This window comes from uncultured Acidovorax sp. (genome assembly GCF_964021665.1).
GTDB classification, from domain to species: domain Bacteria; phylum Pseudomonadota; class Gammaproteobacteria; order Burkholderiales; family Burkholderiaceae_C; genus Acidovorax; species Acidovorax temperans.
On record NZ_CAXIAK010000049.1, the window covers coordinates 1 to 24082 of the forward strand.

22 protein-coding genes and 2 pseudogenes are annotated in these 24082 nt (G+C 64.3%); 10 read left to right on the forward strand and 14 right to left on the reverse strand.

Annotated features, from left to right (window positions below; genetic code table 11):
• Nucleotides 1–229: 229 nt before the first annotated feature.
• The 4 genes and pseudogenes from AADJ04_RS11445 to AADJ04_RS11460 all read right to left on the reverse strand — a co-directional run bounded on the left by AADJ04_RS11445 (nt 230) and on the right by AADJ04_RS11460 (nt 3900).
• Nucleotides 230–1636: an MATE family efflux transporter gene (locus AADJ04_RS11445; protein ID WP_341239690.1), complete on the reverse strand. Its 1407-nt coding sequence runs from the start codon at nt 1634–1636 to the stop codon at nt 230–232.
• Complete coding sequence (locus AADJ04_RS11450) at nt 1633–2139, reverse strand: MaoC family dehydratase (RefSeq protein ID WP_341239706.1); 507 nt, start codon at nt 2137–2139, stop codon at nt 1633–1635. The genes AADJ04_RS11445 and AADJ04_RS11450 overlap by 4 nt, the downstream gene beginning before the upstream one ends.
• A gap of 32 nt (nt 2140–2171) precedes the next feature.
• Nucleotides 2172–3431: pseudogene (locus tag AADJ04_RS11455) on the reverse strand (MFS transporter).
• A complete protein-coding gene (locus AADJ04_RS11460; RefSeq protein WP_341239691.1) occupies nt 3421–3900 on the reverse strand; it encodes a MarR family winged helix-turn-helix transcriptional regulator in 480 nt (159 codons plus the stop codon). The pseudogene AADJ04_RS11455 and the gene AADJ04_RS11460 overlap by 11 nt, the downstream one beginning before the upstream one ends.
• 73 nt (nt 3901–3973) lie before the next feature.
• Between AADJ04_RS11460 and AADJ04_RS11465 the strand changes: the two genes are divergently transcribed.
• Complete coding sequence (locus AADJ04_RS11465) at nt 3974–4525, forward strand: PaaI family thioesterase (RefSeq protein WP_341239692.1); 552 nt, start codon at nt 3974–3976, stop codon at nt 4523–4525.
• Nucleotides 4522–4935, forward strand: a complete 414-nt coding sequence (gloA, locus tag AADJ04_RS11470; RefSeq protein ID WP_066695315.1) for a lactoylglutathione lyase — start codon at nt 4522–4524, stop codon at nt 4933–4935. The genes AADJ04_RS11465 and gloA overlap by 4 nt, the downstream gene beginning before the upstream one ends.
• Nucleotides 4936–5064: 129 nt before the next feature.
• On the opposite strand, the gene AADJ04_RS11475 is transcribed toward gloA, so the two are convergent.
• Nucleotides 5065–5670, reverse strand: a complete 606-nt coding sequence (locus AADJ04_RS11475; RefSeq protein ID WP_044394668.1) for an isochorismatase family protein — start codon at nt 5668–5670, stop codon at nt 5065–5067.
• A gap of 146 nt (nt 5671–5816) precedes the next feature.
• Between AADJ04_RS11475 and AADJ04_RS11480 the strand changes: the two genes are divergently transcribed.
• Nucleotides 5817–6005: a hypothetical protein gene (locus AADJ04_RS11480; RefSeq protein ID WP_156445286.1), complete on the forward strand. Its 189-nt coding sequence runs from the start codon at nt 5817–5819 to the stop codon at nt 6003–6005.
• 141 nt (nt 6006–6146) lie between these two features.
• On the opposite strand, the gene AADJ04_RS11485 is transcribed toward AADJ04_RS11480, so the two are convergent.
• Genes AADJ04_RS11485 through AADJ04_RS11495 form a run of 3 tightly spaced genes read right to left on the reverse strand, consistent with a single transcriptional unit; the run spans nt 6147 to nt 9642 of the window.
• Nucleotides 6147–7073, reverse strand: coding sequence for a glutaminase (locus AADJ04_RS11485; protein ID WP_341239693.1), 927 nt, complete (start codon nt 7071–7073; stop codon nt 6147–6149).
• 3 nt (nt 7074–7076) lie between these two features.
• The gene (locus AADJ04_RS11490) at nt 7077–8264 is read right to left on the reverse strand and encodes a M20 aminoacylase family protein (protein ID WP_341239694.1); all 1188 of its coding nucleotides are present in this window, start codon (nt 8262–8264) and stop codon (nt 7077–7079) included.
• Nucleotides 8265–8301: 37 nt separating this feature from the next.
• Nucleotides 8302–9642: an MFS transporter gene (locus AADJ04_RS11495; RefSeq protein WP_341239695.1), complete on the reverse strand. Its 1341-nt coding sequence runs from the start codon at nt 9640–9642 to the stop codon at nt 8302–8304.
• Nucleotides 9643–9768: 126 nt separating this feature from the next.
• On the opposite strand from AADJ04_RS11495, the gene AADJ04_RS11500 reads away from it, so the two are divergent.
• Nucleotides 9769–10671 carry a LysR family transcriptional regulator gene (locus AADJ04_RS11500; RefSeq protein ID WP_341239696.1) on the forward strand — a complete coding sequence of 301 codons (903 nt, stop codon included), beginning with the start codon at nt 9769–9771 and terminating at the stop codon, nt 10669–10671.
• Between the two features lie 350 nt (nt 10672–11021).
• On the opposite strand, the pseudogene AADJ04_RS11505 reads toward AADJ04_RS11500, so the two are convergent.
• Nucleotides 11022–11503, reverse strand: a pseudogene (locus AADJ04_RS11505) (phosphoribosyltransferase family protein); the annotation flags it as partial.
• A 28-nt stretch (nt 11504–11531) separates the two neighbouring features.
• Entirely contained in the window at nt 11532–12725 is a 1194-nt protein-coding gene (locus AADJ04_RS11510) for a PQQ-dependent sugar dehydrogenase (RefSeq protein ID WP_341239697.1), read from the reverse strand.
• Nucleotides 12726–12891: 166 nt separating this feature from the next.
• Between AADJ04_RS11510 and AADJ04_RS11515 the strand changes: the two genes are divergently transcribed.
• The 4 genes from AADJ04_RS11515 (at nt 12892) to AADJ04_RS11530 (ending at nt 18118) form a co-directional block, all read left to right on the forward strand.
• Nucleotides 12892–13476, forward strand: a complete 585-nt coding sequence (locus AADJ04_RS11515) for a C40 family peptidase (RefSeq protein ID WP_066697450.1) — start codon at nt 12892–12894, stop codon at nt 13474–13476.
• An 84-nt stretch (nt 13477–13560) separates the two neighbouring features.
• Nucleotides 13561–13965, forward strand: a complete 405-nt coding sequence (locus AADJ04_RS11520) for a hypothetical protein (RefSeq protein WP_207375158.1) — start codon at nt 13561–13563, stop codon at nt 13963–13965.
• A complete protein-coding gene (locus AADJ04_RS11525; protein WP_341239698.1) occupies nt 13946–16726 on the forward strand; it encodes a DEAD/DEAH box helicase in 2781 nt (926 codons plus the stop codon). Before AADJ04_RS11520 ends, AADJ04_RS11525 begins: the two co-directional genes overlap by 20 nt.
• A 234-nt stretch (nt 16727–16960) precedes the next feature.
• Nucleotides 16961–18118: an HPP family protein gene (locus AADJ04_RS11530; protein ID WP_341239699.1), complete on the forward strand. Its 1158-nt coding sequence runs from the start codon at nt 16961–16963 to the stop codon at nt 18116–18118.
• Here AADJ04_RS11530 and AADJ04_RS11535 read toward each other — a convergent pair.
• Nucleotides 18115–18702 carry a DUF3592 domain-containing protein gene (locus AADJ04_RS11535; protein WP_341239700.1) on the reverse strand — a complete coding sequence of 196 codons (588 nt, stop codon included), beginning with the start codon at nt 18700–18702 and terminating at the stop codon, nt 18115–18117. The genes AADJ04_RS11530 and AADJ04_RS11535 overlap by 4 nt on opposite strands.
• Nucleotides 18703–18728: 26 nt before the next feature.
• Entirely contained in the window at nt 18729–19994 is a 1266-nt protein-coding gene (locus tag AADJ04_RS11540; RefSeq protein ID WP_341239701.1) for a hypothetical protein, read from the reverse strand.
• Nucleotides 19995–20200: 206 nt separating this feature from the next.
• Between AADJ04_RS11540 and AADJ04_RS11545 the strand changes: the two genes are divergently transcribed.
• The gene (locus AADJ04_RS11545) at nt 20201–20689 is read left to right on the forward strand and encodes an EVE domain-containing protein (protein WP_341239702.1); all 489 of its coding nucleotides are present in this window, start codon (nt 20201–20203) and stop codon (nt 20687–20689) included.
• Here AADJ04_RS11545 and AADJ04_RS11550 read toward each other — a convergent pair.
• Complete coding sequence (locus AADJ04_RS11550) at nt 20667–21674, reverse strand: class I SAM-dependent methyltransferase (RefSeq protein ID WP_341239703.1); 1008 nt, start codon at nt 21672–21674, stop codon at nt 20667–20669. The genes AADJ04_RS11545 and AADJ04_RS11550 overlap by 23 nt on opposite strands.
• Before the next feature lie 403 nt (nt 21675–22077).
• Here AADJ04_RS11550 and AADJ04_RS11555 point away from each other — a divergent pair, with 403 nt between their 5' ends.
• Nucleotides 22078–22992, forward strand: a complete 915-nt coding sequence (locus tag AADJ04_RS11555) for a DMT family transporter (protein WP_341239704.1) — start codon at nt 22078–22080, stop codon at nt 22990–22992.
• 75 nt (nt 22993–23067) lie between these two features.
• On the opposite strand, the gene AADJ04_RS11560 is transcribed toward AADJ04_RS11555, so the two are convergent.
• Nucleotides 23068–24024, reverse strand: a complete 957-nt coding sequence (locus AADJ04_RS11560; RefSeq protein WP_341239705.1) for an ATP-binding protein — start codon at nt 24022–24024, stop codon at nt 23068–23070.
• Nucleotides 24025–24082 lie beyond the last annotated feature (58 nt).

Here is a 24082-nt window from a genome sequence, read left to right on the forward strand (position 1 = left end):
GCGTAGTCTCCTATAAGGAAGCTGATTCGACCAACACCGGTCAAAATAGTTCTATATATTTTTGAGACACCACACTAGTCACATAACTTCCGCTGATGCTCTAGGTATCGTCATACCGTAAGCCAGCGCGGTCGATTGAAACCTGTACGTGCAGCGTATCTTATGGGCTTTGCGAACAGCTACCAGCACACACTTTCCGAGCGCCCTAGCAGCCAGCCTCATACCTGTTTCAACCCTGCGGCAGACGCCTGAGCAACGCTGCCATGCCCCGGGGCCAGCCCACAGGGCCAAACCACGCGCCACCGGCAATGGTCCAGGCGTTGGCGATGCCGTACACCACCATGGCGGCGGCCTGGGCAGCGAACACGCCTGCAATGGCGTAGCCGCCGTGCAGAGCCAACCAACCTCCGGCCACGGCTACCACCAGGCGTGCGATGTTGCCAAGCACCGGCCACAGCAAGCGTCCTGCCCCTTGCGAAGCAAAGTACAGCACCAGGCCCAGACCAAAGAAACCGTACCAGGGCCCAACGATGCGCAGATACTGTGAACCTGCTTCGATCATGGCGGGCTCCGTATTGAACAGCGACAGCCAGGCTGCCGGATACGCCGCAGCCCAAAGACCAATGGCCTCGGTCATCGCGAATGCAATCGCCGCCCCGATCCAGGTGGCGCGCAAGGCGCGTTCGCGCTGACCGGCGCCGATGCAGGTGCCAACCATAGCCACCAGGGGTGCGCCCAGGCCAAACACCAGCGGCACCAGCAGATACTCCAGCCGTGATGCGGTGCCATACCCTGCAATCGCCGCAGTGCCGTATGCACCCACCAAGGCTGTGGTGATTCCGATGGCCAGGTTGGTGGCCACGGTGGACACCGTGCCCACCAAGCCCACACGCAAAATGTCTGCAAACAGTGCCCACCGTAACTGCAGACCGCGCAGCGATGGCCGCAGCAAACTGCGCGACGACCAGAGGTAAGCAGCCAACACCGCACTGCTTGCCAGGTAATACAGCAGCAGCGCAATGGCGCCCCCGGCGATGCCAAGGCCCGGTAACGGGCCCCACCCAAAGATCAGTAGCGGAGACAGCGGTAGCAGCAACACGGCTCCCGCTACCGTCACATAGGCGGGCAAGGCCATATTGCCGGCTCCACGGATCACGGCCGACAGCGTGTTGAACAGCCAGACCAGCAGCGCGCCACCAAACACCCAGTTTGAATAGACCATTGCCGCATCCAGCGCCCCGCCACTGCCGCCCATGCGGGTGTAAAGCCAGCGCCCTCCCGCAACCACCGTGACCATGAAAGCCAATGCAAACACCGCAGCAATCAACAGCGCGTGCAGTACCAGCGCATCGGCATCATCGCGCCGCCGGGCGCCCAAGGCCCGGGCGATGGCAGAAGCAATGCCTCCACCCATGGCACCCGCCGATGTCATTTGCATCAGCATCACAGCCGGGAACACCAGTGCCATGCCGGCCAGCGCATCGGTGCCCAGCTTGCCAACAAAGTAGGTTTCCATCAGGCCAACGCCAGCCTGGGCCAGCATCACCAGTACATTGGGTGCGCCCAGGCGCAGCAGCGTGGGCGCAATGGGGGCTTCCAGCAGGAGCCGGGTGCGCGGGTCGAGCGTGGCAGTCATGCGGGGGCTGCTTTGCTGGCGCCGGGCCTGCGCGGCACCACGATGCGCACGGTGGCCACCTGCAACACATCGCCATGCTGGTTACGTGTTTCGCTGCGCACGGAGACCATGCCCCGGTCGGGTTTGGAGCGCGATGGCGTGACCTCCATCACCTCGCTCACCACATGCAGCACGTCTGAAGCGCGGGTGGGCCGTGGCCAGCTCAGCTCGCCACCTGCTCCGATGATGCCGCCGGCGATGGGCAAACCGCTCGTCACTTGCAAACGCATGGTGATTGCGGCCGTGTGCCAGCCACTGGCTGCCAGACCGCCAAACAGGGAATCGCGGGCCGCAGCGTCGTCCAGGTGAAAGGGCTGCGGGTCGAACTGCGCGGCAAAGCTGGTGATCTGCGCCTCGTCCATGGCGTGTTCGCCGCTGGTGAACTGGTCGCCCACGGTCAGGTCTTCCAAGTAGATCGGGGGCTGGGTGGTCGTCGAGGCGTGGCTGGCCGGGGTCTGCGTCATGTCGATGGCTTTCTTGGTGCGAGGTTTTGGGTTCACGCGGCCGTGGCGGCAGGCCGCGCCAGGTGTGCTTCACGGATCGGCAGGTTGACCAGCGCTGCACCCAGGGCCAGCACGATGTCCATGTACCAGACCCAGTCATAGCTGCCGGTGGCCTGGAACACGCTGCCGCCCAGGTAGGCACCCAGAAAGCCGCCCACCTGGTGCGAAAGCATCACGATGCCGAACAACATGGCCATGTTGGCCGTGCCAAACATCTTGGCGACCAGCCCGGCCGTGGGGGGCACGGTGGACAGGAAGGTGATGCCCATGACGGCGGCGAAGATCAGCACCAAGGCGGGCGTTTTGGGGGCAAACAGGAAGATCAGCACCGCCAGGCCACGCACCGTATACAGCAGTGACAGCAGCGACTTCATGCGCCAGCGCCCTACTGCCCAGCCCATGCCCAGGCTGCCCACAATGTTGAACAGCCCGATCACCGCCAGCGACCAGCCCCCTACTTCGGGCGCCAGCCCGCACGCTGCAATCACGCCAGGCAAGTGCGTAGCCAAAAACGCCACATGAAAGCCGCAAACCAAGAAACCCGCCGCCAGGTACCGGTAGCTGGGTGTGGCCAGTGCCTGGGCAATGGCCTCGCGCGCGGTCAATGTCTTCTGGCCGGAGGCTGCCGCAGCCTGCGCTGCCAGCGCATTGGAGTTGCCCTTGAGCACCCACACTGCAGGCAGTGCCAGCAGCACCAGCACGCCCAGCCACTGCAGGGCGCTGGCCCAGCCTACGGCGGCAGTCAGGCTGATGGCGATGGGTGCCATCACAAACTGCCCGAACGAGCCACCCGCGTTGACGATGCCGCTGGCCAGCCCGCGCTTTTGCAGCGGCACCAGCCGCGCAGTGGCCGCCATCAGCACCGACGGCCCCGCCATGCCCGCGCCACCTGCGGCCAGCACGCCAATCGCAAAGATCAGCCCGGCCGTGGTGGTCATGTACGGCGTGATGAAGGTGCCCAGCGCCACCAGCGCCACGCCCAGCAGGATGACGCGGCCCGTGCCGATGCGGTCGGCCACGGCCCCGGCAAACGGCTGGGTCAGGCCCCACTACAGCTGGCCAAATGCAAACGCCAGGCTGATGCTGCCAATGCCCAGACCGGTGGAGGTGTTGAGCGCGGACAGGAACAGGCCCATGGTCTGGCGTGTACCCATCGTCATCGCAAAGGCGCCTGCTGCGGCCAGCAACACCAGCCACAGGGCCAGCGGCGTGGCGGCCCTGGCTGCGGCTTGAGGTGTCGTGTTATTCGTCATGCCCTGCCTCCTGCGCTGGCAGCGCCGCCAGCAAATCGAGCGAGTCGTCCACCAGTGCGTGTAAGGCCAGCACGCGTTCCACACCCAGCGTTTCGTTCAGTGCCAGTTGCGCTGCCTTCCAGTGGCGTTGTGCTTCCGCGCGCTTGTCGCGGCCTGCGTCGGTGATGTGCACCAGGCGGCTGCGTGCGTCCGTGCCTGCCTTTAGCGTCACCCAACCGGCATCCACCAGCGGGCGCAGGTTGCGCGTGAGCGTCGAGGCGTCCATCTTCATCTCTGTGGCCAGGTCACCCGGGCGAATCGGGCCCAGCTTGAGCACATGCGACAGCAGCGAGTACTGCGTGGTCTTGATCCCGCACTTCGCCATTTCGGCGTCGTAGTGGTTGGCTACGCGGCGCATCAGCTGGCGCAGCTTAAAGTTGGTGCAGCCCTGCGGCAGCACGGAGGCCTGGGTGGATGAGTCGGCTTGCATGGATTTAATTGTATCTGCAATAATTGCATATGCAATTAATAAGTTTTGGCCCCACCCACAATCCGGACACCCCATGACCCAACACAACCACCTTGAACACTGGCTGGCGCAGGAGCGCGAGGTCCTGGCCGCGTTGGACGTAGGCCCTGGCCCGGGCGTCGCCACCCGCGAGCAGATCGCCCACCTGAATGGCCTGCAGCAAATGCAAGCCATGCTGCGGGGCGAACTGCCCTACGCGGCCATTGCCAAGACGCTGGACTTCCTGATCGTGGAGGTGGACGATGGCAAGGCCGTTTTCCAGGGCACGCCCCGCCCAGAGCACCTGAACCCCATGGGCACGGTGCATGGCGGCTGGTTTGCCACGCTGCTCGATTCAGCACTGGGTTGCGCTGTGCACACGCGCATGGAACCGGGCCGCGGCTACACCACAGCCGAGCTGGGCATCAACCTGGTCAAGGCCATCACGCCCAAGGTGCAGCGCGTGCGCGCCGAAGGCCGCGTGATCCACTGCGGGCGCCAGCTGGCCACGGCCGAAGCGCGCCTGGCGGGGCCGGATGGCACGCTGTACGCGCATGCCACCACCACCTGCTTGGTTTTTGACTTGCCGGCACAATCGAAGGCATGAGATTCCTTCACACCATGCTGCGCGTTGGCAACCTTCAACGCTCTATCGACTTCTACACCAAGGTGCTGGGCATGCAACTGCTGCGCCAGTCTGAAAACCCCGAATACAAGTATTCGCTGGCGTTTTTGGGCTTTGAGGGGGGCAACCCTGGCCAGGCAGAAATTGAACTGACCTACAACTGGGGCGTGGAAAGCTACGACCACGGCAACGCCTATGGTCATATCGCACTGGGCGTGCCTGACGCGTATGCCGCCTGCGAAAAGATCAAGGCCGCTGGCGGCAACGTCACGCGCGAGGCAGGCCCCGTCAAAGGCGGCACTACCGTGATTGCCTTTGTCACGGATCCAGACGGGTACAAAATCGAATTGATTCAGCGGGCCGAGGGCGCTGCAGGCGCTGGCTTGCGCTGACCTGACCCTGGCCACCAAGCGCATTGGCAAGGTGCTGGCCCTCTTGCCAATTGCTCTCAAAATAATAGCTGCTGGCGCTTTCCAGATAGGCGCCAGCAGCTATTTTTATTGAAATATTTTTTGGTGGAGTTACTTCACCAAGCCCAGCACTTCCTTGAAGTCAGGGTGCTCGCAAGTGCGTAGCCATTCAAAGGCCACCATTTCGGTCGTGACGAGTTCTGCGCCGGCGCCAGCCAGCCGGTCAAATGCGGCATCGCGGTTGCGCTCGGTGCGTGAACCGCAGGCATCGGTCACCACCCACACTTCAAACTCGTCTTCCATCAAGTCCAGCGCTGTTTGCAACAGGCAGACATGGGCTTCGCATCCGGCAATCACAATCGTGCCGCGCTCTGGGGCCTGTTGCGCTGGCTTTTGCAGGTGCTTGGGCAGGCTGCGGGCATTGCCGCCCTGCTGGGGCTGGGCGGGTGGGCGCAGCCATTCGCCCAAACCTTCTTCCGCAGCGCTGAAGTGCATTTTTGCCAGGGTGCGATCGCAGAGCGCGCGCAAGTCGGCATCGTTGGCCCCCAGACGCGACGGATTTTGCTCGGTGCCCCACACCGGTACGCCCAGCGTACGCGCCACGCGGGCCAGCAAGCGGGCATTGGCCAGAACGGCCGAGCCATCGTGGATGGCGGGCATCAAGCGTGCCTGGTAGTCCACCAGCACAAGTTGTGATTCGTCAGCGTCAAGCAGCATGGCAGGGTCTTTCTCTCTTGTGGTTGCAAGGGCCGGATTGTCGCAGCCGTAGCGCAGCGCCGGGGGCTTTGCACCAGCAGGCGTATCTTGAACTTTGCGGGCAGGCCCCAGCGCGCTTGCCTGGCAGGAGCATGGGAGGTAGCTTCATGCAACCCTTGGCTCTGAACAAGGCTTTTACCGCGACGGACCCCGGAGCGGCGGTCGTCATGACCACGCGGGATGACGCGAAGGACAACACATCATGGGCCGATCGCGCCGGGCCTCCCTTGATTCAGGAGTACCTTGCCAAGCTGGAGTGTAAAGTGATCGCAGAGCTGCTGGGATTGCCTTGCTGAGGCTGAGCCGACCATGCCAGCACTCAAAGCAGTCTGGCGGCAATGGGCCAGCGAGGCAGTCTCACCGACCTTCATTCAAACCAGCCAGCCTGCTCAAAATCCGGGGCTGTTCATGTCGAGGCAAACGATAAAGTCTGCACGTCAGAACACCGACCAGCCGGTGAACTCTGACAACTCTTGCAGCGCGCGCGTGCCGAGCAGTGAATTGCCAAACGCATTCAGGCCAGGAGACCAGACCGCGATCGATGCATGTCCCGGAACGACGGCAAGAATGCCGCCTCCAACGCCACTCTTGCCGGGGAAGCCGACCGAATAGGCGAAGTCGCCTGAACCATCATAGTGCCCCGCTACCAGCATCAAGGCGTTGATGCTGCGTGCCTGAGCTGGGTTCAGCAGGTGGGCTGCGGAGTCGAAACCGGCCAGGAACCGGCCGACGCTGGCCAATTGCTGGCAGTTCATCGCGATCGCGCATTGGCGACAGTAAATCTGCAGCAGCCGTTCGCATTCGGTGTGCAGATTGCCGCACGAGCGTAGAAAGTACGCCAGGGAGAAGTTGCGGTAGGCCGTGCGGTATTCCGAGGCGGCAACCTGTTCATCAATCGAGATCCGGTCATCTCCAGCCGCCGTGCGAACGAAATCCATCAGTTCGTCGAGTCCGCCGCCCGCGTCAGGCGCATCAAGCATGGCGTCGGTGGTGACCAGTGCACCCGCATTGACGAAAGGATTGCGCGGTTTGCCGCCTTCCTGCTCAAGCTCAATGACCGAGTTGAAGGTGTAGTTAGATGGTTCCTTGCCCACCCGCTTCCAGAGCCGGTCGCCGTGACGGCCCAATGCGATCGCCAGCGAGAAGACCTTTGAGATGCTCTGGATCGAAAACGGCGTCGCAGCGTCGCCCGCGCTCAGCTGCTCACCACTGGCCAGGCACACACTGATCCCGAACTGATGCACATCAACGCTGGCCAGTTGCGGAATGTAGTGCGCCACCTGGCCGCGTTTGTGCGCGCGCTTCATGCGCGCGTCGAGCCCTACCAGAAAGCCCTGGAGCGTTTCCAAAGCGGCGCGGTCCATCGTTCAAACCAGATAACGCCGCGCCAGCAGCGTCCAGTATGCAGCGCCAATGGCCAGGTTGGCGTCGTTGAAGTCGTATCCCGGGTTGTGCACCATGCAGGCGCCCAGCTTGTCGCCATCCCCGTTTCCGATCAATAGGTAGCTGCCGGGGCACTTCTCCAGCATGAAAGCGAAATCTTCGCTGCCGGTGAGAGGCGGGGCCTGCAGCACGACGCGCTCGGCACCAACCAATTCGCTGCCAATCTGGCGGGCGAAGTCGGTTTCGTCCTTGCTGTTGACCAGTGCCGCGTAGCCGCGCCGATAGTCGATTTCAGCCTTGACGCCAAAGCTCTGCGCCTGAGCGTGGGCGATTTCGGTAATGCGCTGCTGCAGCAGGCTGCGCACCTCAGAATCGAGCGCGCGCACGCTCAGCTCGAGATGTGCGCTGTCGGGGATGACGTTATTGGCGCGCCCGGATTGCAGCACCCCCACAGTAACCACCGCTGTTTGCAGTGGATCGACGTTGCGCGAGACCACGGTCTGCAACGCCATCACCAGGCTGGCCGCCGCCACCACCGGATCGGCTGTCTTGTGCGGCACAGCACCGTGACCACCGTGGCCTACCAGCGTGATGTAGACCTTGTCTGAGGAGGCCATCATTGGGCCTTCGCGAAAGATCAAGTGCCCCTGTGGCCAGCCGGGCATGTTGTGCATGCTGAAGATAGCGTCACATGGGTATTTGTCGAACAGGCCGTCGTTGATCATGCGTACGGCGCCACAGTCGCTGGTGCCGTATTCCTCCGCGGGCTGGAAGATCAGGTTGAGTGTCCCTGAGAAGTCACCCTGCTCTGCCAGCACCTTGGCTGCCGCCAGCAGCATGGCCGTATGTCCGTCGTGGCCGCAGGCGTGCATGACGCCCTGGTTGCGACTTGCGTACTGCAGACCCGTGGCTTCCTGGATCGGCAGTGCATCCATGTCCGCACGCAGGCCCAGCGTGCGCGTGCCGTCGCCACGCTTGAGTTGCCCGACCACACCGGTTCCGCCCAGGCCGCGCTCAACGTGGTAACCCCAGTCCCGCAGTCGAGCAGCCACCAAATCACTGGTGCGCAGCTCTTCGAATGGCAGCTCGGGGTGCTGATGGATATCACGGCGCAAAGCGATGAATTCGTCTTCGTGTGCGCGTACCGCCTGCAAGGTGTCTTGAACAGTCATGCTATGAACTCACAGTCCGCAAAAATTCGCCTGGTGATCATTTCTGTAGTTCCTTGTCACCGCCGGTTTCGCGCATGAGCAGAATGCCGACGATGGCGATCAAGCTGGTGACAAGTACGTAGAGCGCTGGCGCCGCCGGGTTGTTGGTCACCTTGATCAGCCAGGTGATCACCAGTTGCGCGGTGCCGCCAAACAGCGCCACACCAAAGGCATAGGCAATCGACAGCCCGAGCGCGCGTACATGACCAGGGAACAGCTCCGGGATGGCCACCAGCGTTGGCGCGCCACCAATGCCCGTGAGCAATGCCAGCAGCGCAGTCGCCAGTGCCAGAGTGGCAACGCTGGTATGGTCGATGAGCAGCATGTAAGCCGGATAGACCAGAACAAACAACGCTACGCGAGCCCAGAGCATCACAGGTTTGCGCCCATACAGATCTGACAGCCAGCCCCCCAGCAGCGCACCCGCCCAGGTCGCCACGCCGAATACGATGGTCGCCGACATGGCGATCGTCGCGGAGAGCTTGAGCGTGGTCACGGCATAAGTGGTCATGTAGATCGCCGCATAGGTCGAGATCGTCACACCCAGGATGACCATGAGCGCCAGCATGATCGGTCGCAGATGGTGCCGGATATCGGCCAGCGGGCTCTTGATGGGTCCGCTATGCGTGGGCTGCTCGAGGCTCTCGGGCATGTGGCGGCGCAGAAAGACGGCAATGGGGATCAATGCCAGACCGAGCAAGAAAGGGATACGCCAACCCCACGCCAGCATCTGCTCCTTGCTTAGCGCCAGCGTGAGCACAATGCCGACGACGCCAGCCGCCAGCGAGGCTATGCCCTGGCTGGCAAGCTGCCAGCTGCCATACAGGCCGCGCCGGCCCTGGGGTGCGATCTCGATCAGATACGTCGTAGACGGCCCGACCTCGCCGCCCAGTGCCAGCCCCTGCACCAGCCGACAGGCAATGACGATGATGGGTGCCGCCAATCCGATGCTTGCGTACGAGGGGGTGAGCGCCATGCCGATCGTGCCGACCGTGATGAGCGCAATGGTCAACAGCATGGCCGGCTTGCGTCCTGCACGATCGGCAAAAGCGCCGATCAGCAGCCCGCCCAAAGGGCGCGTGATGAAGCCAACGCCAAAGACCGCTACCGACAGCATCACTGTGACCAGCGGCTCGTCAGCAGGAAAGAAGGTCTGGCCGATATACACCGCGAAGAACGCGTAGGTGGTGAAATCAAAGAACTCCAGCGCGTTGCCCGCCACTGTTGCAGCCACGACGCGGGGCTGCACCTTGCTCTTCGCGGCAGTTGAATTGTTCGATACGCGCTGGGATGTGGGCGGCAACGCGACGTCGCCCATACTGGAATTTTGAACGCCCATGAATTTGTCTCCGGATGATTGCTGCTGCCCTGGACGACAGCGTGCGAAATCATATGAATCATGATCAAATGCGGCTAATGCATAATTTATTCGGAATGCATTCAAAAAACTCATGCGACAAACGAAATGAACCTGCGCCATCTGGAGTACCTGCTGGCTGTGGCGGACACCGGTTCGTTCAGCCGCGCCGCGGAACGTTGCCACATCACCCAGTCCGCCCTGAGTCGCAGCATCCAGACCCTCGAAGACGATTTCGGAGCACGTCTGATCGACCGAATGGGCAAGCGCAACGAGTTGACGCCGTTCGGCCAGACCGTTGCAAGCCGGGCGCGCCGCATGGTGCTGGATGCCGTTGAGCTAAAGCGCAGCGCACAGCTATTGCAAGATGGCTACTTGGGGGTCATTCGCATTGGGCTCGGCGCGGGGCCTACTGCACTGCTGATGCAGCCCTTTCTGCGTTACATGGCCTGCATGCATCCAAGAGTGCAGGTCAGCCTCGAATCAGGCCCCCCCGAGTTGCAGACCAACCGCTTGCGCGAACGTGGATTCGACGCACTGGTTGTGGATCTACGCAGCGTCACGCCAGCTGATGACCTGTTGATCGAAGATTTGGGCCAAATGCGCGGTGGTTTCATCTGTCGCGCGGGTCACCCCCTTGCCAAACTCAACACCCCCATTACATTTGCACACCTCCAACGCTATCCGTTAGCGTCGACTTCACTCAATCCGGAGTTGGCACGTCTTCTGATCACCCGCTATGGGCCCGCAGCTGACCCCCAGGTCGCGGTGACCCTGCGCTGCAACGATATCAACAGTTTGCTACACGCGGTACACGGCAGTGACGCGGTGTTCCTCGGCCTCATCAGCCCCGCGCGTGAAGCCATCGCCAATGGTAGCTTGGTGGAGTTGCCCATCACTCCGGCGTTGAATGAGGGCGCACGCTTTGCGTTCGTTACCCTGGCCGACCGTACTGAAGCGCCTGCCATGGGAATTTTTCGCCAGTTTGTAGCCGAGCATCTGCATGACTGAGAGCCCCTTGTGGGCCACGCTAAATCTTCCAAGAGCCTTGGTTCAAAGTCTTTTTGGAGTTGCACGAGTCCTTTGCTGGGTTGGGATGCAAGGCACGGGGCGCTGCGTACAGCTCGGCTATCCACAAGCGCCGTAACGCCGCAGACCGCCCGGCAAGGCAATTGCCCAAAGGGTTGGGTGAAATCGGGCCGATGAATTTGGAGTTTTGGCACCCCCCGATGCTTGCCCAAGCGGTCGCTCGCCAAAAATTGACCAGCAGTTGGAACGAGTCGGCTGCTGCAAACCGTCGTGTCACACAAGCCGGCCACCAGAAAACCGGCTGCTGGACCATGGCCGACAGTGCTACATATTCAGTCGGGCAAACACATGCAACCGGGAATATCAGCCCTCGAGCCCCACAACTGCCCCCCCCCCGCGCCAGCGCCACCGCCATCGCCACCGCGTTCGTAGGGTGCGCCACGCAATCCGTGCTCCAGAACTCTCCCGCCCCTGCCGCGTGCAGCGCGGCCAGGGCCTCTGCGTCGATCAGCGCGTGCGTCACCGCCACGTCCACCGAGGCAGCACCGTCCTGCAGCAGCAGCCGCGCCGCCTGGGCCAGGGTGTCGCCGGTGCTGGCCATGTCGTCGAGCAGCGCCACCGCCCTGCCCTGCACGGCCACGGGTGGCAGGTGGATGGTGACGCTGCGGTCGCCGTGGCGCTCCTTGGTGCACACGGCGTGCTCCAGGCCGTGGCGCGCGGCTGCCTGGGCCACCCATTGGGCAGATTCGCCGTCGGGGCCCACCAGCAGCGCGCCGGGGCGCTGCTGCACGATCCAGTCGGCCAGCAGCGGCGCGCGATCTGCATCAAGATTCTGACCCCGCTCACAGGGGCTGCAGGCGCAGCAACCGGCCCTGCGGGCTATCGGTCACCATATAAAGAAGGCCATCGGGGCCCTGCCGCACATCGCGAATGCGCTCGCCATTGCCTTGCAGCAGCTTTTCCTCGCGCTGCACCTTGCCACCCGCCACCTCCAGGCGGTGCAGGGTGCCAAACTTGAGCGACCCGACAAACAGGCTGCCCTGCCACGCCGTGCCGTAGCGCGTGCTGGTCAGAAACGCCATGCCCGAGGGGGCGATGGACGGTGTCCACTGGTGCAGCGGCTGCTCCATGCCCGCGCGGGCTGTGCCTTCGCCCATCTTGCCGCCGCCATAGTTCTCACCGTAGGTGATCACAGGCCAGCCGTAGTTACGCCCTGGCTGTGGCAGATTGATTTCGTCGCCGCCCTGCGGGCCATGCTCGTGCATCCACAGCTTGCCGTCGGGGCCCATGGTGGCGCCCTGGGGGTTGCGGTGGCCATAGCTCCAGATCTCGGGCAATGCGCCAGGCTGTTTCACGTAGGGGTTGTCGGGCGGCGCTGCTCCGTCTGGGGTGATGCGGATGACCTTACCATGGTGGTTGTCGAGCTTTTGGGCGTCGTCCTTGCGGTGGTAGCGCTCGCCCAACGATACAAAGAGGTTGCCGTCACTGGCCTGGGCAATGCGGCAGCCAAAGTGCAGCGCGCTCTCCACCTTGGGCCGCTGGCTGAAGATGACGCGCACGTCCTGCAGGCTGCTGGCATCTGCCGACAAGGTGGCGCGCGCCACCGCCGTGCTGTTGCCCGCCGCGCCACCCGCTGCAGGCTCGGCAAAACAGAAATAGATACGGCGGGTGCGGGCAACATCCTTGTCGGTCACCACGTCCAGCAGACCGCCCTGCCCGCCCGCTGCCACCGGCGGCACCCCTGCCAGCGCAGGCCCCACCTGCCCCGCTGCGCTGACCACGCGCAGGCGCCCCGGGCGCTCAGTCACCAAAAACTGCCCGCCGGGCAAAAAGGCCACCGCCCAGGGATGCACCAGACCGGTGGCGACCGGCACCAGCGACACCGCTGGCGCAGGGACGGCCGCATCTTGGGCATGGGCGCCGGTCTGTACGCTCGTTACTATCAAAAATAGAGCTACCAGCGCTTTGTGCACTGGCGCTACCGGCCGATTTGATCTCCAATCCATGCCTTCCACCTCCTTGGATTCCCCGGCCATGCGTTCCATCCGGCACCAGCGCGGTACAGCGTGCGCATGGCGCGCATGTGTCAAGCGGCAGTTGCCTGGGAAAAGGCTGGAACCACCGGTTTATCTGAATGAAATCAACAGCTTGTAAGACCGATTATTTTTGATAAATGACCATATCGTGTTACCCTTCGCCCCCATGTCCAAATGGTTATGCATCCTTATCCTTGCCTGCGCAACCGCAGCGCACGCTGCCCCCCAAGGCACCAATTCTGACGATATGGACCGCTTGCTCGCGGACAAAGGGCTTCTCACACGACTCGAAGACGTGAGCCACAAGGTGGCAGACAAGGCTCAGACCGTTGCCGGCCGTGCGGGCGACTTGGTGGTCAACGCCATGGGCTTTTTGGGCGTGCCCTACAAGCGCGGTGGCAATAGCGCAGAAACCGGTTTTGATTGCAGCGGCTTTGTCCGGGCGATCTATCAGCAAACCGTGGGTTTGGTCTTGCCCCGCCGTGCAGACCAGCAAGCGGCTTCCACCCAAGTGATCGACAAGAAAGAACTGCAGCCGGGCGACCTGGTTTTTTTCAACACCATGCGCCGCACCTTCAGCCACGTAGGCATCTATGTGGGCGACGGCAAGTTCATCCATTCCCCCCGCAGTGGCTCAGAAGTGCGCGTGGAAGACATGCGCCAAAGCTACTGGCAGCGCCGCTTTGATGGCGCCCGCCGGGTCACGCCTGCGGCTGGCACCCAGGTCGGCCAGGTGGACGACATCAAATAAGCAGTTACAGGCGGCTTGCGGGCCGCCTTGGTTTTCGCGCTATCCCGGTCGTTGCAAAATGGGCGCTCTACGTTTGAGCGCCCTATGACCCCTCCCCTCCCTCATTTCAAAACATTCCCAGCAATCGCGTGGTGCATTGCCCTGGCCGGGTTGAATTGCGCCGTGCCCGCTGCGGCCGAGTCGCCCATGCACACGGATGACGCGGGCACCCTTGCTCAGGGCACGATGAAGCTGGAAGCCGTTGCGTTCCGTGACGACAAGACCCGGGGCGTGGATCTGGTGGTGGGCGCAGGCGTTCTTCCAGGTCTGGAGATGGAAGCTGTGCTGGGCCGTGCCAAAGACAGGCAGTACGAGCCCGCCACCACCTACCGGGGCCTGGGCTTTGGGCTGAAATGGGTGCCTTTGCAAAGCGACACCGGCTGGTCTGCAGGCGGTCGGCTGGATTGGGGACACACGCGCGTGCGGACCGATGCCACCCCCGGGCGCTGATCGGGCGGCGGTGGTTCAGTCGTGGGTGCAGGCGCTGCGCGATGGAGCCAACGCCACCCAGTTGCGGGTCATGGCCCCGCTGACGGACAGCGAAGCCGCGCAGGTGATGGCGTTGATGCGGGGTGCGGAGGCCCCTGCGGCAGCGCACCCGGGCGGTGCCGCTTCCTCAGAAGTAGCCCCAGGCCAGTTCCGCCCCCGGCTGACTTTGATGACCCTGGGCCGTGGCGATGGCTTGCTGGGCATGCAACCCCAGGGCAAGCTGGGGCCGCGGGGCGACAGCGTGACGCTGGTGCAGATCGACTGGACGTACCGCACCGACAGTGGCGCCACCTGGCACACGCCCGCTCCCCCGTCCATCCTGGGCGCCCGCCCTGCCCCGGTGCAGGAATTGTTCGACACCGGTGGCCCCGTGCTGCGCATGCAGCGCAACTTGCCGGCCGAGGCCGACGCCATGGACCGCGTGTGGGACCTGGGCCTGATGCCTGTGGACGCCAGCAAGCTGCAGTGGCGCCACCGCGCCGCCGCCAGCAGCCTGGGCCCGGTGTGGACGCTGGCGCAGGAGGCGCATTTCGGCGACTTCTGGGCCGACGTGGTGCCACAGCTGCGCGCCGAAGGCTGGAGCGTGGTGGTGTGCCCCGGCTTTGCGCACGAAAGCGTACCCGTGCAGCGCTGGAAGCTGCACATTGCCCCCGACACTGGCGAGCTGCTGGGCAAGGAGGTGGATGGCCCATTAGCCGAGCGCGAGCGCCCTGTGCAAAAGCTCATGCTGCCTGAGCGCGAAGGCGCCTGGCTGCTCAGCCTGGGCATCGAGATCGATGGGCAAACGCTGGACCTGGCCCCCATGCTGGCCGACCTGCTGCGGCGCGATGCCCGCTGGCTCAACGCGCAGCAGATGGCCGCCATCGACGATATCGCCATCATTTCGCTGCGCGCACCCGGCGGCAAACGCATCGACGCGCCCGCCGGGCCGCTCAAGGCCATCGTGGGCGCCATGGTGGACCTGCTGACCGACCCGACCCGTAACCAGCGCAAGGATGGCGATCCGCTGCACTTGGGCGCGTGGGAGGCCCGCCGCATCGAGGCCCTGCGCGCTGGGCTGGTGTTGGCCCACCGCGTGGGCACGGTGAACGGCTGGAACAACGATTGGCAGTTGCAAGGCGACGTGGGCTTGGCGCAGCTCGCCAAGCGCCTGCGCTCTATCGGCACGCCCCAGCCGGTGGCCGCGCCGCAGGGGCTGCAGGTGCAGCTGCGCCCGTACCAGCTCGAAGGGCTGGCCTGGCTGCAATACCTGCGCGCCCAGGGCCTGGGCGGCATATTGGCCGACGACATGGGCCTGGGCAAAACCGCACAGGCCCTGGCCCACGTGCTGACCGAGAAGGAAGCGGGCCGGCTCACCCGCCCCGCGCTGGTGGTGCTGCCCACCTCGCTGCTCTTCAACTGGCAGGCCGAGGCTGCGCGCATGGCGCCCGGCCTGCGGGTGCTGGCGCTGCACGGCCCTGGCCGCGCCCAGCGCTACCCGCACATTGGCCAGCACGACCTGGTGCTCACCACCTACCCCTTGCTGTGGCGCGACGTGGACGCGCTGGCCGCGCAGCCCTTTCATTTGCTGATCCTGGACGAGGCGCAGATGGTGAAAAACGCCGGCAGCCGCAGTGCCCGCGCTCTGCGCAAGCTGCAGGCACCGCACCTGCTGTGCCTGACCGGCACGCCGCTCGAAAACCACCTGGGCGAGCTGTGGGCGCAGTTTGACTTCTTGATGCCCGGCTTTCTGGGCGATGTGCGCAGCTTCAACGCCCGCTGGCGCAAGCCCATCGAGGAAAACGGCGAAACCCTGCGCGCCCAGCTGCTGTCACAGCGCGTGCGCCCCTTCATATTGCGCCGCCGCAAGCAGGACGTGGCCACCGAGCTGCCGCCGCGCACCGAAACCATCCTGCGCGTGCAGCTGCAGGGCAGGCAGCGCGAGCTGTACGAAGCTGTGCGTACCACCGCCGACAAGCAGGTGCGCCGCGCGCTGGAGCGGCAAGGCTTTGAAGGCTCGCAAATCGCCATCCTCGACGCCCTTCTCAAGCTGCGCCAGGTCTGCTGCGACCCCAGATTGGTCAAAGGAACTACGAAGACCGCCCACACCATGGAGCGCGCCAAGCTTGAACTGTTGGCCGACCTGTTGCCCGCCCTGGTCGATGAAGGCCGCCGCGTGCTGGTGTTCTCGCAGTTCACCGAAATGCTGGCGCTGACGGCCGAGATGCTCGACACCCTGGTCCTGCCCTACCTCACGCTCACTGGCCAGACGCCGCCGCGAGAGCGTGGGGCCGTGGTGAAGCGCTTTCAGGCACAGGACGAAACCAGCGCGCCCATTTTGCTGGCCAGCCTCAAAGCAGGCGGTGTGGGGCTGAACCTGACGGCCGCCGACACCGTGATCCACCTCGACCCCTGGTGGAACCCCGCGGTGGAAGAGCAGGCCACCGCCCGCGCCCATCGCATCGGTCAAGAACAGCCTGTGTTCGTCTACAAACTGGTGGTGGAAGGCAGCATTGAAGAACGCATGCTGGAACTGCAGGAGCGCAAGGCCGCGCTGGCGCATGGCGTGCTGGGCCACGATGCCGAGGGCGCGGTGAAGTTCAGCGAGGCCGACCTGCACGCCCTGCTGGCGCCGCTGTCCGAGCCCGCCAACAACCCGCTGGGCATTCCAGGCGACGACGCGCTGCGCTGGGGCGGCACCGGCAAGCGTCGGCCTCGGCCGCTGCAGCCGCTAGAAAATTAGGTCTTTAGGGCCTCCAGCGCTTTACTGACAAGCGCAGCAAGCTATCAATAAGATAGCAAATCTGCCGCGCGGGCGACGGAAACCCTACTGCCGCGATGGCGCGGCCTGAGCGGTACCATGTGCGCCCGCCCCAATCTGGTGCGCCACGGCGGCGATTGTTCGCCCCTTCTCCAGCCTTTCTGCTCTTCGTTTCAAGTGCACAAAAGAATAAACGCCTGGTTCCACACCAGGGTGTTGAGCAACACCCTTTCCCTATCGAGCAGTGAGCGGTGGAAAGCCAGCCTGGGTGCACTGCTGTGCCTGGCTGCGTGTGGGTTGCTGCTGCGCAGCTTGCCGCTGGACGCGCATTGGCTGCTGGCGCCCGTGGGGGCCAGTGTGGTCATTTTGTTTGTGCAGTTTCACAGCCCGCTGGCCCAGCCGTGGCCGCTGCTGGGCAGCTACCTGATTGCCACCGCCACGGGCCTGGCCTGCTCGCACTGGGTTACCCAGCCCATTTTGGCGGCCGCCCTGGCGGTGGCGCTGACCATCTGGCTCATGGCCTGGCTCAATTGCGTGCACCCGCCGGGGGGCGCGCTGGCGTTGTTGCTGGTGCTCAACGGCCCGTATTCCAACGCCGACATGGTGTCGGTGGCTGAGCTGATTGTCGTCAACGCAGGCACCCTGCTGCTGGTGGCGCTGCTCATCAACCGCATGCTGCTGCGCCGCCGCTACCCACACAGCAGCACCCCGCCCGGCCCCAGCCACCGCACGCAAGACCGGCCGCCGATTGAGCGCATGGGGCTGAACCACACGGATCTGGAAAGCGCCGTCAAAACGCTCAACACCTTTGTGGACGTGCAAGAGGACGAGCTGGTCGAGATCTACAACCTGGCGGTGGACCACGCCTTTGGCCGCCATGTGGCACTGACCTGCGCCGACATCATGTCGCGCGATGTGATCACCGCCCACTTCGACACCGAGCTGGCCCAGGTCTGGAGGCTGTTGCGCCAGCACAAGATCAAATCCCTGCCCGTGGTGGACCGGTTTGAGCGGGTGATCGGCATCGTCACAGTGGCTGATTTTTTGCGCCAGATTGACCACCAGGCCACCCCCAAAGACCTGGCCACGCGGATTCAGGTGCTGCTCAAACGCACTCCGGGCCTGTTTGCGCAAAAGCCGGAAGTGGTGGGCCAGATCATGAGCGCCAACGTTTTCACGGCCACGCCGCAGACGCCCTTGTCGGAGCTGATTCGCCAGATCTCGCAGCGTGCCCTGCCCCATGTGCCGGTGGTGGATGAACAGCGCAAGGTGGTGGGCATGGTCACGCAGTCGGACCTGCTGGTGGCGCTGTACAAGAGCATTGCACTGGGCCAGGCCAGCCAGGCGGCCAAGCTGCAACCACCCCGGCGTTAGCCCGCGGGCAGTGCGCGCAGCCGGACCCACATCGTGCGCCCCATCCGCACCAAAAGGTTGCCGCCAAAGCCCCCAAACGCCAGGGCCAGCCCCAACTGCAAGGCCAGCAGCCCAGGTCGAAGGCTGCGGTCCACGATCGACTCGGTGGGCTGGGCGGGGTTGACCCACACCCGCACCGGTGTGCCTGTGCGCTGCGCGGCTTCCAGCCTTTCGCCCAGTTGTTGGTAATACAGACTGGCGTTGCCATTACCTATGTGCAGTGACGCCCGCTGCCCAAGGTACTCCTGGCCCTGCATGGTGTAGCGAAAGCGCGCCTCCACCCCGTAGGCCGCCGCGCCCTCTTGCCCAGGCTCCCACAGGGTGGCGGCAGATTCAACGATGGCCGGGGTGGCCTGCCACTGCTGGGCGCGGGCCCAGTCCACCAGCGTGGGGCCCACACCGAACAGCAGCAGGCTGAGCCCAAGCACCACAAGGGGCAGCATGAACAGCGCCGCCAGGCCGAGCTTGAGCGGCGAGGAAGCCTCCCCCGCGTGAGAAGGATTTGCGCTGGCGAGAGGCGTGGCGGGTGGGGATGTGCGAGACATGGGGCTGGAGAGAGGATGAATGGCTGTCAGTCCGAACGTACGGGCAGCCCGGTGGCTTGGGCCAGTTGCTGCAGCATCTGCTCTGCCACCGCCTCGCCGCGCAGGCTGTCGGCCACGGTGATGGTTTTTCCGCTTTTCAGCGCCACCCGTATCCGGTACCACACGGTGTGCTGCGAGCCCGATTGCGAGGTGTAGCTTTGCACCAGCTGCAGCCCCTGCAAATCACGGCGGGGCACCTGGTGCCAGGCCAACATGAAACCCAAGAGGCGCCGATCGGTGCGCAGGCCCTGCGGGCTGAACTGCACCTTCAGGCTGTTGCCCAGCGCAAAAAAGGCCCACACGGTAAAAGCGCCGCCCACGCCCCCAAACACCAGGGGAAACAGCAGCGGTGCCCCCAGGCGGCCAGCCAGCAGGCCAAAACCGCCAAAGGTCACGCCAAACACCAGCCAGACCAGGTTTTTTTGCCAGGTGCGGCCATAGGGCAAATACAGATCCACCCCACCGGGGGTACGCTCCAGGTGGACCACCTCGTCCAGCTGGGATTTGCGCGACTGCACTGCTGCCGGGTGCTGGACAGCATCAGCCACCAGCCGTTGCGATGCCTCGCCCGTGGCGTAAACGGGCACGTCAAAGTGGCGCACAAATGCCAGCGGTGGATCGCTGCGGCTCTCCAGCGTCAGGCGCCAGGCGTGGTGGTCGCCGTGGGCAGGCTCGGATTCTGGCAGGCCTGCGGGCACATCCAGCCGAAAGCTCAGCGCAATGCCATCGCCCTGCGGCCGCACCTGGGCCATGCCCTCGCTTTGCCACAGCACGTTTTCGCGGACCTCTGTGTTGTTATCGTTGTCAGCGTCGGTGGTGCGTCGGGTGCTGTGGTGCAGACAGGCCAGCGTGGCGGCAAACAGCAGCCCCGGCCGATACGCCACGGGCAGCACCGTGGTGGCGCCAAAGTGCCCGCCAATGCTGCCTGGAAACGGGTCTAGCTGCAGCGCCACATCGCCAAAGCGGCGTGCATCGCGCGTGGTGCGGATGGCGCCGATCAGCAACCCCACCGCCACCAGCAGCATGACGCCGATGATGCAGGCCACCAGCGTCTCGCCCCGTGCCAAAGCCTTGGGAATCTGCACATAGGCCAGGGGCATGGACAGAGCGCTCCATGCCAAGGCAAAGCCCCACAGGATGATGACCTCCCAGCGCTTGTGCGACCGAATGCGGTTGCCTGCCCAGGCCTTGCGCGTCAGCCAGGGTTGGCCTTGCGGGGCATGCACAGTCCCGTTTTCTGCGGATGAACCCATCACAGACTCCCTCAAGCGTCGTTTGTTGTTGTGGTTCGCGCGGGTTTCGGCGCGCGGTATGTACGCGGGTGCGCTGACTTTTGTGGAACCCAGTCTAACGGCCACACCGTTTTTCAAGCCAAAATGGCACATAGCGCTTATGGAATAAGCGCCACCAGCTATTAAATCAATAGCATCAAAACCCTGCTAAGCCAGCTGCCGACCCCATGACCACATCCACCCTTGCCCCAGCGCCCCGCTACTGGCTCGTGAAGTCCGAGCCCGACGAGTGTTCCATCGACGACGCCCTGGCCGCGCCCAACGCCACCGTACCCTGGACGGGCGTGCGCAACTACCAGGCGCGCAATTTCATGCGCGATGGCATGCAGGTGGGCGACGGCGTGCTGTTCTACCACTCCAGCTGCCCCGAACCGGGCATTGCCGGCATCGCCCGCGTGGCCAGCGGCACCCGCCCCGACCCCACGCAGTTCGACCCCGCCTCCCCCTACTTCGACCCCAAATCGCCCGCCGATGCGCCCCGCTGGCTGCTGCTGGATGTGCAGGCCCTGCGCAAAACGCGCCTCATCAGTCTGGCCGAGTTGCGCAGCACCCCGCTGCTATCGCAGATGCGGGTGCTGCAAAAAGGCAGCCGGCTGTCCATCACGCCGGTGGAGCCCGAGGAATGGGCCGAGATTACAGAGCGGCTGGCCCGCTAGGGGCTGGGCCCGCCGCGTTGGGCTGGGGCAGGTCGGGCATGGCGTACACCAGCACCTTCAGCGCCCTGCCCTCGTCCACATCGGCAAACACGGCGGGGTTGGCCACGCGTTCCACAAACTGCAGCTCGGGTGCCAGTTCCTGCATCTGGCTTTGCAAAAAGTCCACGCCCAGCTCGGGCGCGTTCAGGCACAGCAGTGCGTGGCCGCCGGGTGCGAGCAAGTCGGGCAGGCGGCGCATGAGGCGGGCGTAGTCTTTGGTGGCCACGAAGCTGCCCTTTTGGTAGCTGGGTGGGTCCACGATGACCAGGCCATACGGCCCGCTGCGGGTGATCTTGCCCCAGCTGCTGAAAATGTCGTGCGCCAGAAAGCTGGCGCCGGTGCTGATGCCGTTGAGCTGGTGGTTTTGCTGGCCAATGGCCATGGCGCCGTGGCTCATGTCCACGTTGACCACCTGTTTGGCCCCACCCTGCAATGCCACGACCGAAAACGCGCAGGTGTAGGCAAACAGGTTGAGCACCTTGAGGCCGTAGCGGTCTTGCCTGCGGGCCTCGGCGTACTGGCGCACCCAGCGGCGGCCTTCGGCCATATCGAGAAATAGACCATGGTTCTGGCCGCGCAGCACATGGGCTTTGAAGCGCGCGCCGTTCTCGGTCACCACGTGCGGGTCAGGCACCTCGCCTTGCATCAGCCGCGTTTCGGTGCGGCCCTGGGTGCGCAGCGCTTCGTTACGGCACTGGAAGACCCAGTTCAGCGGCTGCCCTGGGGCCAGCACGGCCCAGCGCTCGGCCAGGGCCTGCCCAATAGCGGCCAACTGCGCGTCGGTCTCGTCGGTGGCTGGCAAAAAGCTGGTGAGAACGAACACGGGCGGGTAGGCGTCCAGCGTCCACTGCTCGCAGCCGGGGTAGCGGCCCCCACGGCCGTGGAAGATGCGCTGCGCATCGGTGGGCAGGGGCATGGAGGCAATGGCGCTGAGCAGGGCTTGCATAGAGGAAGCGGTATGGAACGGTCATGCCCCCGCCAGGGTGCAGTGCGGGTGCAAGCGAATGGATGGATCGAATGGCCGGGGGCAACAACGCCACCCGCATGGGGAGGCTGGGTTTTATACAAAAATGGGCGCCAGCGCAATGCTAACAAGCGCAGGTAGCTATGTTTTTTGAAGCAAGTGGAAAGTATCTGCGCCTTGCGCCCCACTGTTCCACCGGCTGCAGCGGGTGAATGAGCCGCCTGCCCGAATGCGGCACGCACGGTAGCACCATTCGCTTTTGGCGAATGCACGCTGTGGAAATGGGCAAGGGTGGGGACTGCGGGTTTGCCCCATCATCACGTCCACTCAATGAAGGCGGGTACCTGACCGCCCGCCTCGCACTTTCTGGATTGCGCCCCCACTGATGCCCTGGAAACACTGGTCCGCCGAACGCCTCGGCATTGCCCTCGCCATTCTGGCGGCGCTGGGTTTTTCCTTCAAAGCCATTTTTGTGAAGCTGGCCTATGCAGTGCCGCAGGCCGTGCCGGTGGATTCGGTCACGCTGCTGGCGCTGCGCATGGTGTTTTCGCTGCCCGCGTTTGCCTGGGTGGGCTGGAAGGCCAGCCGCAACCTGCCCCCGCTCAGCCTGCGCGAATGGGGCTGGGTGACGGCGCTGGGGCTGCTGGGCTACTACGGGGCCAGCATTCTGGACTTCATGGGCTTGCAGTACATCACCGCCAGCCTGGAGCGGCTGATTCTGTTCACCTACCCCACCCTCACCATCCTGATCGGCGTGGTCTTTCTGGGCAAAACCGCGTCGCGCCGCGAAATTGGTGCCCTGCTTCTGTCGTACGCGGGCATTGGCCTGGCGTTTGCGCACGACTTGCACATCGCTGGCGAGATGCGGGCCGTGCTGATCGGCGCGGCGTTTGTGCTGGGCTCTTCGGTGTCTTACGCCCTCTACCAGGCGGGCAGCGAGCCCGTGATACGGCGCCTGGGCGCGGCGCGCTTCACCGCGCTGGCGATGCTGGTGTCTACCGTTGCCACCTTGCTGCACTTTGCCGTGAGCCAGCCCCTGCAGGCGCTGGCGCAACCGGCTCCGGTGTATCTGCACGCGGTGGGCATGGCGGTGTTTTCTACTGTGCTGCCGGTGTTCATGACCTCGGCGGCCATTCGGCGCATTGGCGCGGCGCGCACCGCGCTCATCGGCACGCTGGGGCCCATGCTCACCATCTTCTTCGGCTACTGGCTGCTGGCCGAGCCCATGTCGGTGTGGCAAATGATGGGCGCGGGGCTGGTGCTGGCGGGGGTGTTGCTCATCAGCCGTCGCAAGCCGTGAATTGAGCCAAAAATGGCTTAGGCGCTTGCTGGCAAAGCGCCAACAGCTATTGATTTAATAGCAAATTGTGGCGACCTAGCGCTGCAACAGCTTGCGCCGCTCCAGCCACACCTTGCGCACAAACGGGTCGGCCACGGTGTAGATGCCGTGGCCGGGGCGTGCAATCAGGTTGGCGCTGATCATTTTTTCGGCCAGCTTTTGCACCTGCGATGTGGGCACCTTGCCACCCGTGCGGGCCGCGTAGCTGGCCATGGCTTCTTCGCCAAACAGGCCCGACACTCCGGTTTCGCTGCCTTGGGCAATAAAGTCAAACACCGCCTGGCCCAACTCGCCAAATTCTTCGATGGCGCGCAGCTCCACATCGGCCGCGGCCGATGCCAGCGTGGCGCAGATGATAGGGAACGCCTGGTCGGCTGGCGCCGGGGAGCTTTGCAACTGCACCAGAGCCTTGAGCATTTCTTCTGGCCGGTGGCCCAGCGCCTCAAACCCTGCCCAGGCCGTGGCAGCGCTGGGCAGCACCACGCCCGGTGCACTGGCTATGCGCTGCAGTTGCCACTGCACAAAATCCTGCCCCAGCGGCTCATACGCTGTGGTCAGCGCGCCGGTGAAGGGTTGTGAATGGCGCGTGGCCATGTCGGTGATGAGCGACTTGTGTGAGCCGGTGCCCAAAAACAGAAAGTGCCCTGGTGTGCCCGGTTGGGCGTTCACCGCGTCCCGCGCGGCCTTCAGGGCGTGCAGCAGGCTGGTGCCGTCTTCGGTGCCCAGCGCTTGCTGCACCTCGTCCACGATCAGCACCACATCCACCCTGGCTTTGGCCACCAGTTCAGAGAACGCCTGCGCCAGCGTGGCACCGCCGGGGGTGCCCAGGTGTTCAATCTGAAAGCCCAGGGTCAGGCCCACGGCCCCCAGGTTCAGCCCCTTGAAGCGCTGCAGCAGGCCCGAGCCGGGGGTCTGCATCTGCTGCAGCGTGGCGCGCACGGCGTCCAGCACCAGGGTTGCAGGGCTCTTGCTGCGGTCAGCCCACAGGTCCACATACAGGGGTCTCCTCGTTTTCAGTGCAATAAGTGACGGTACGAAAAGCTAGCACTGG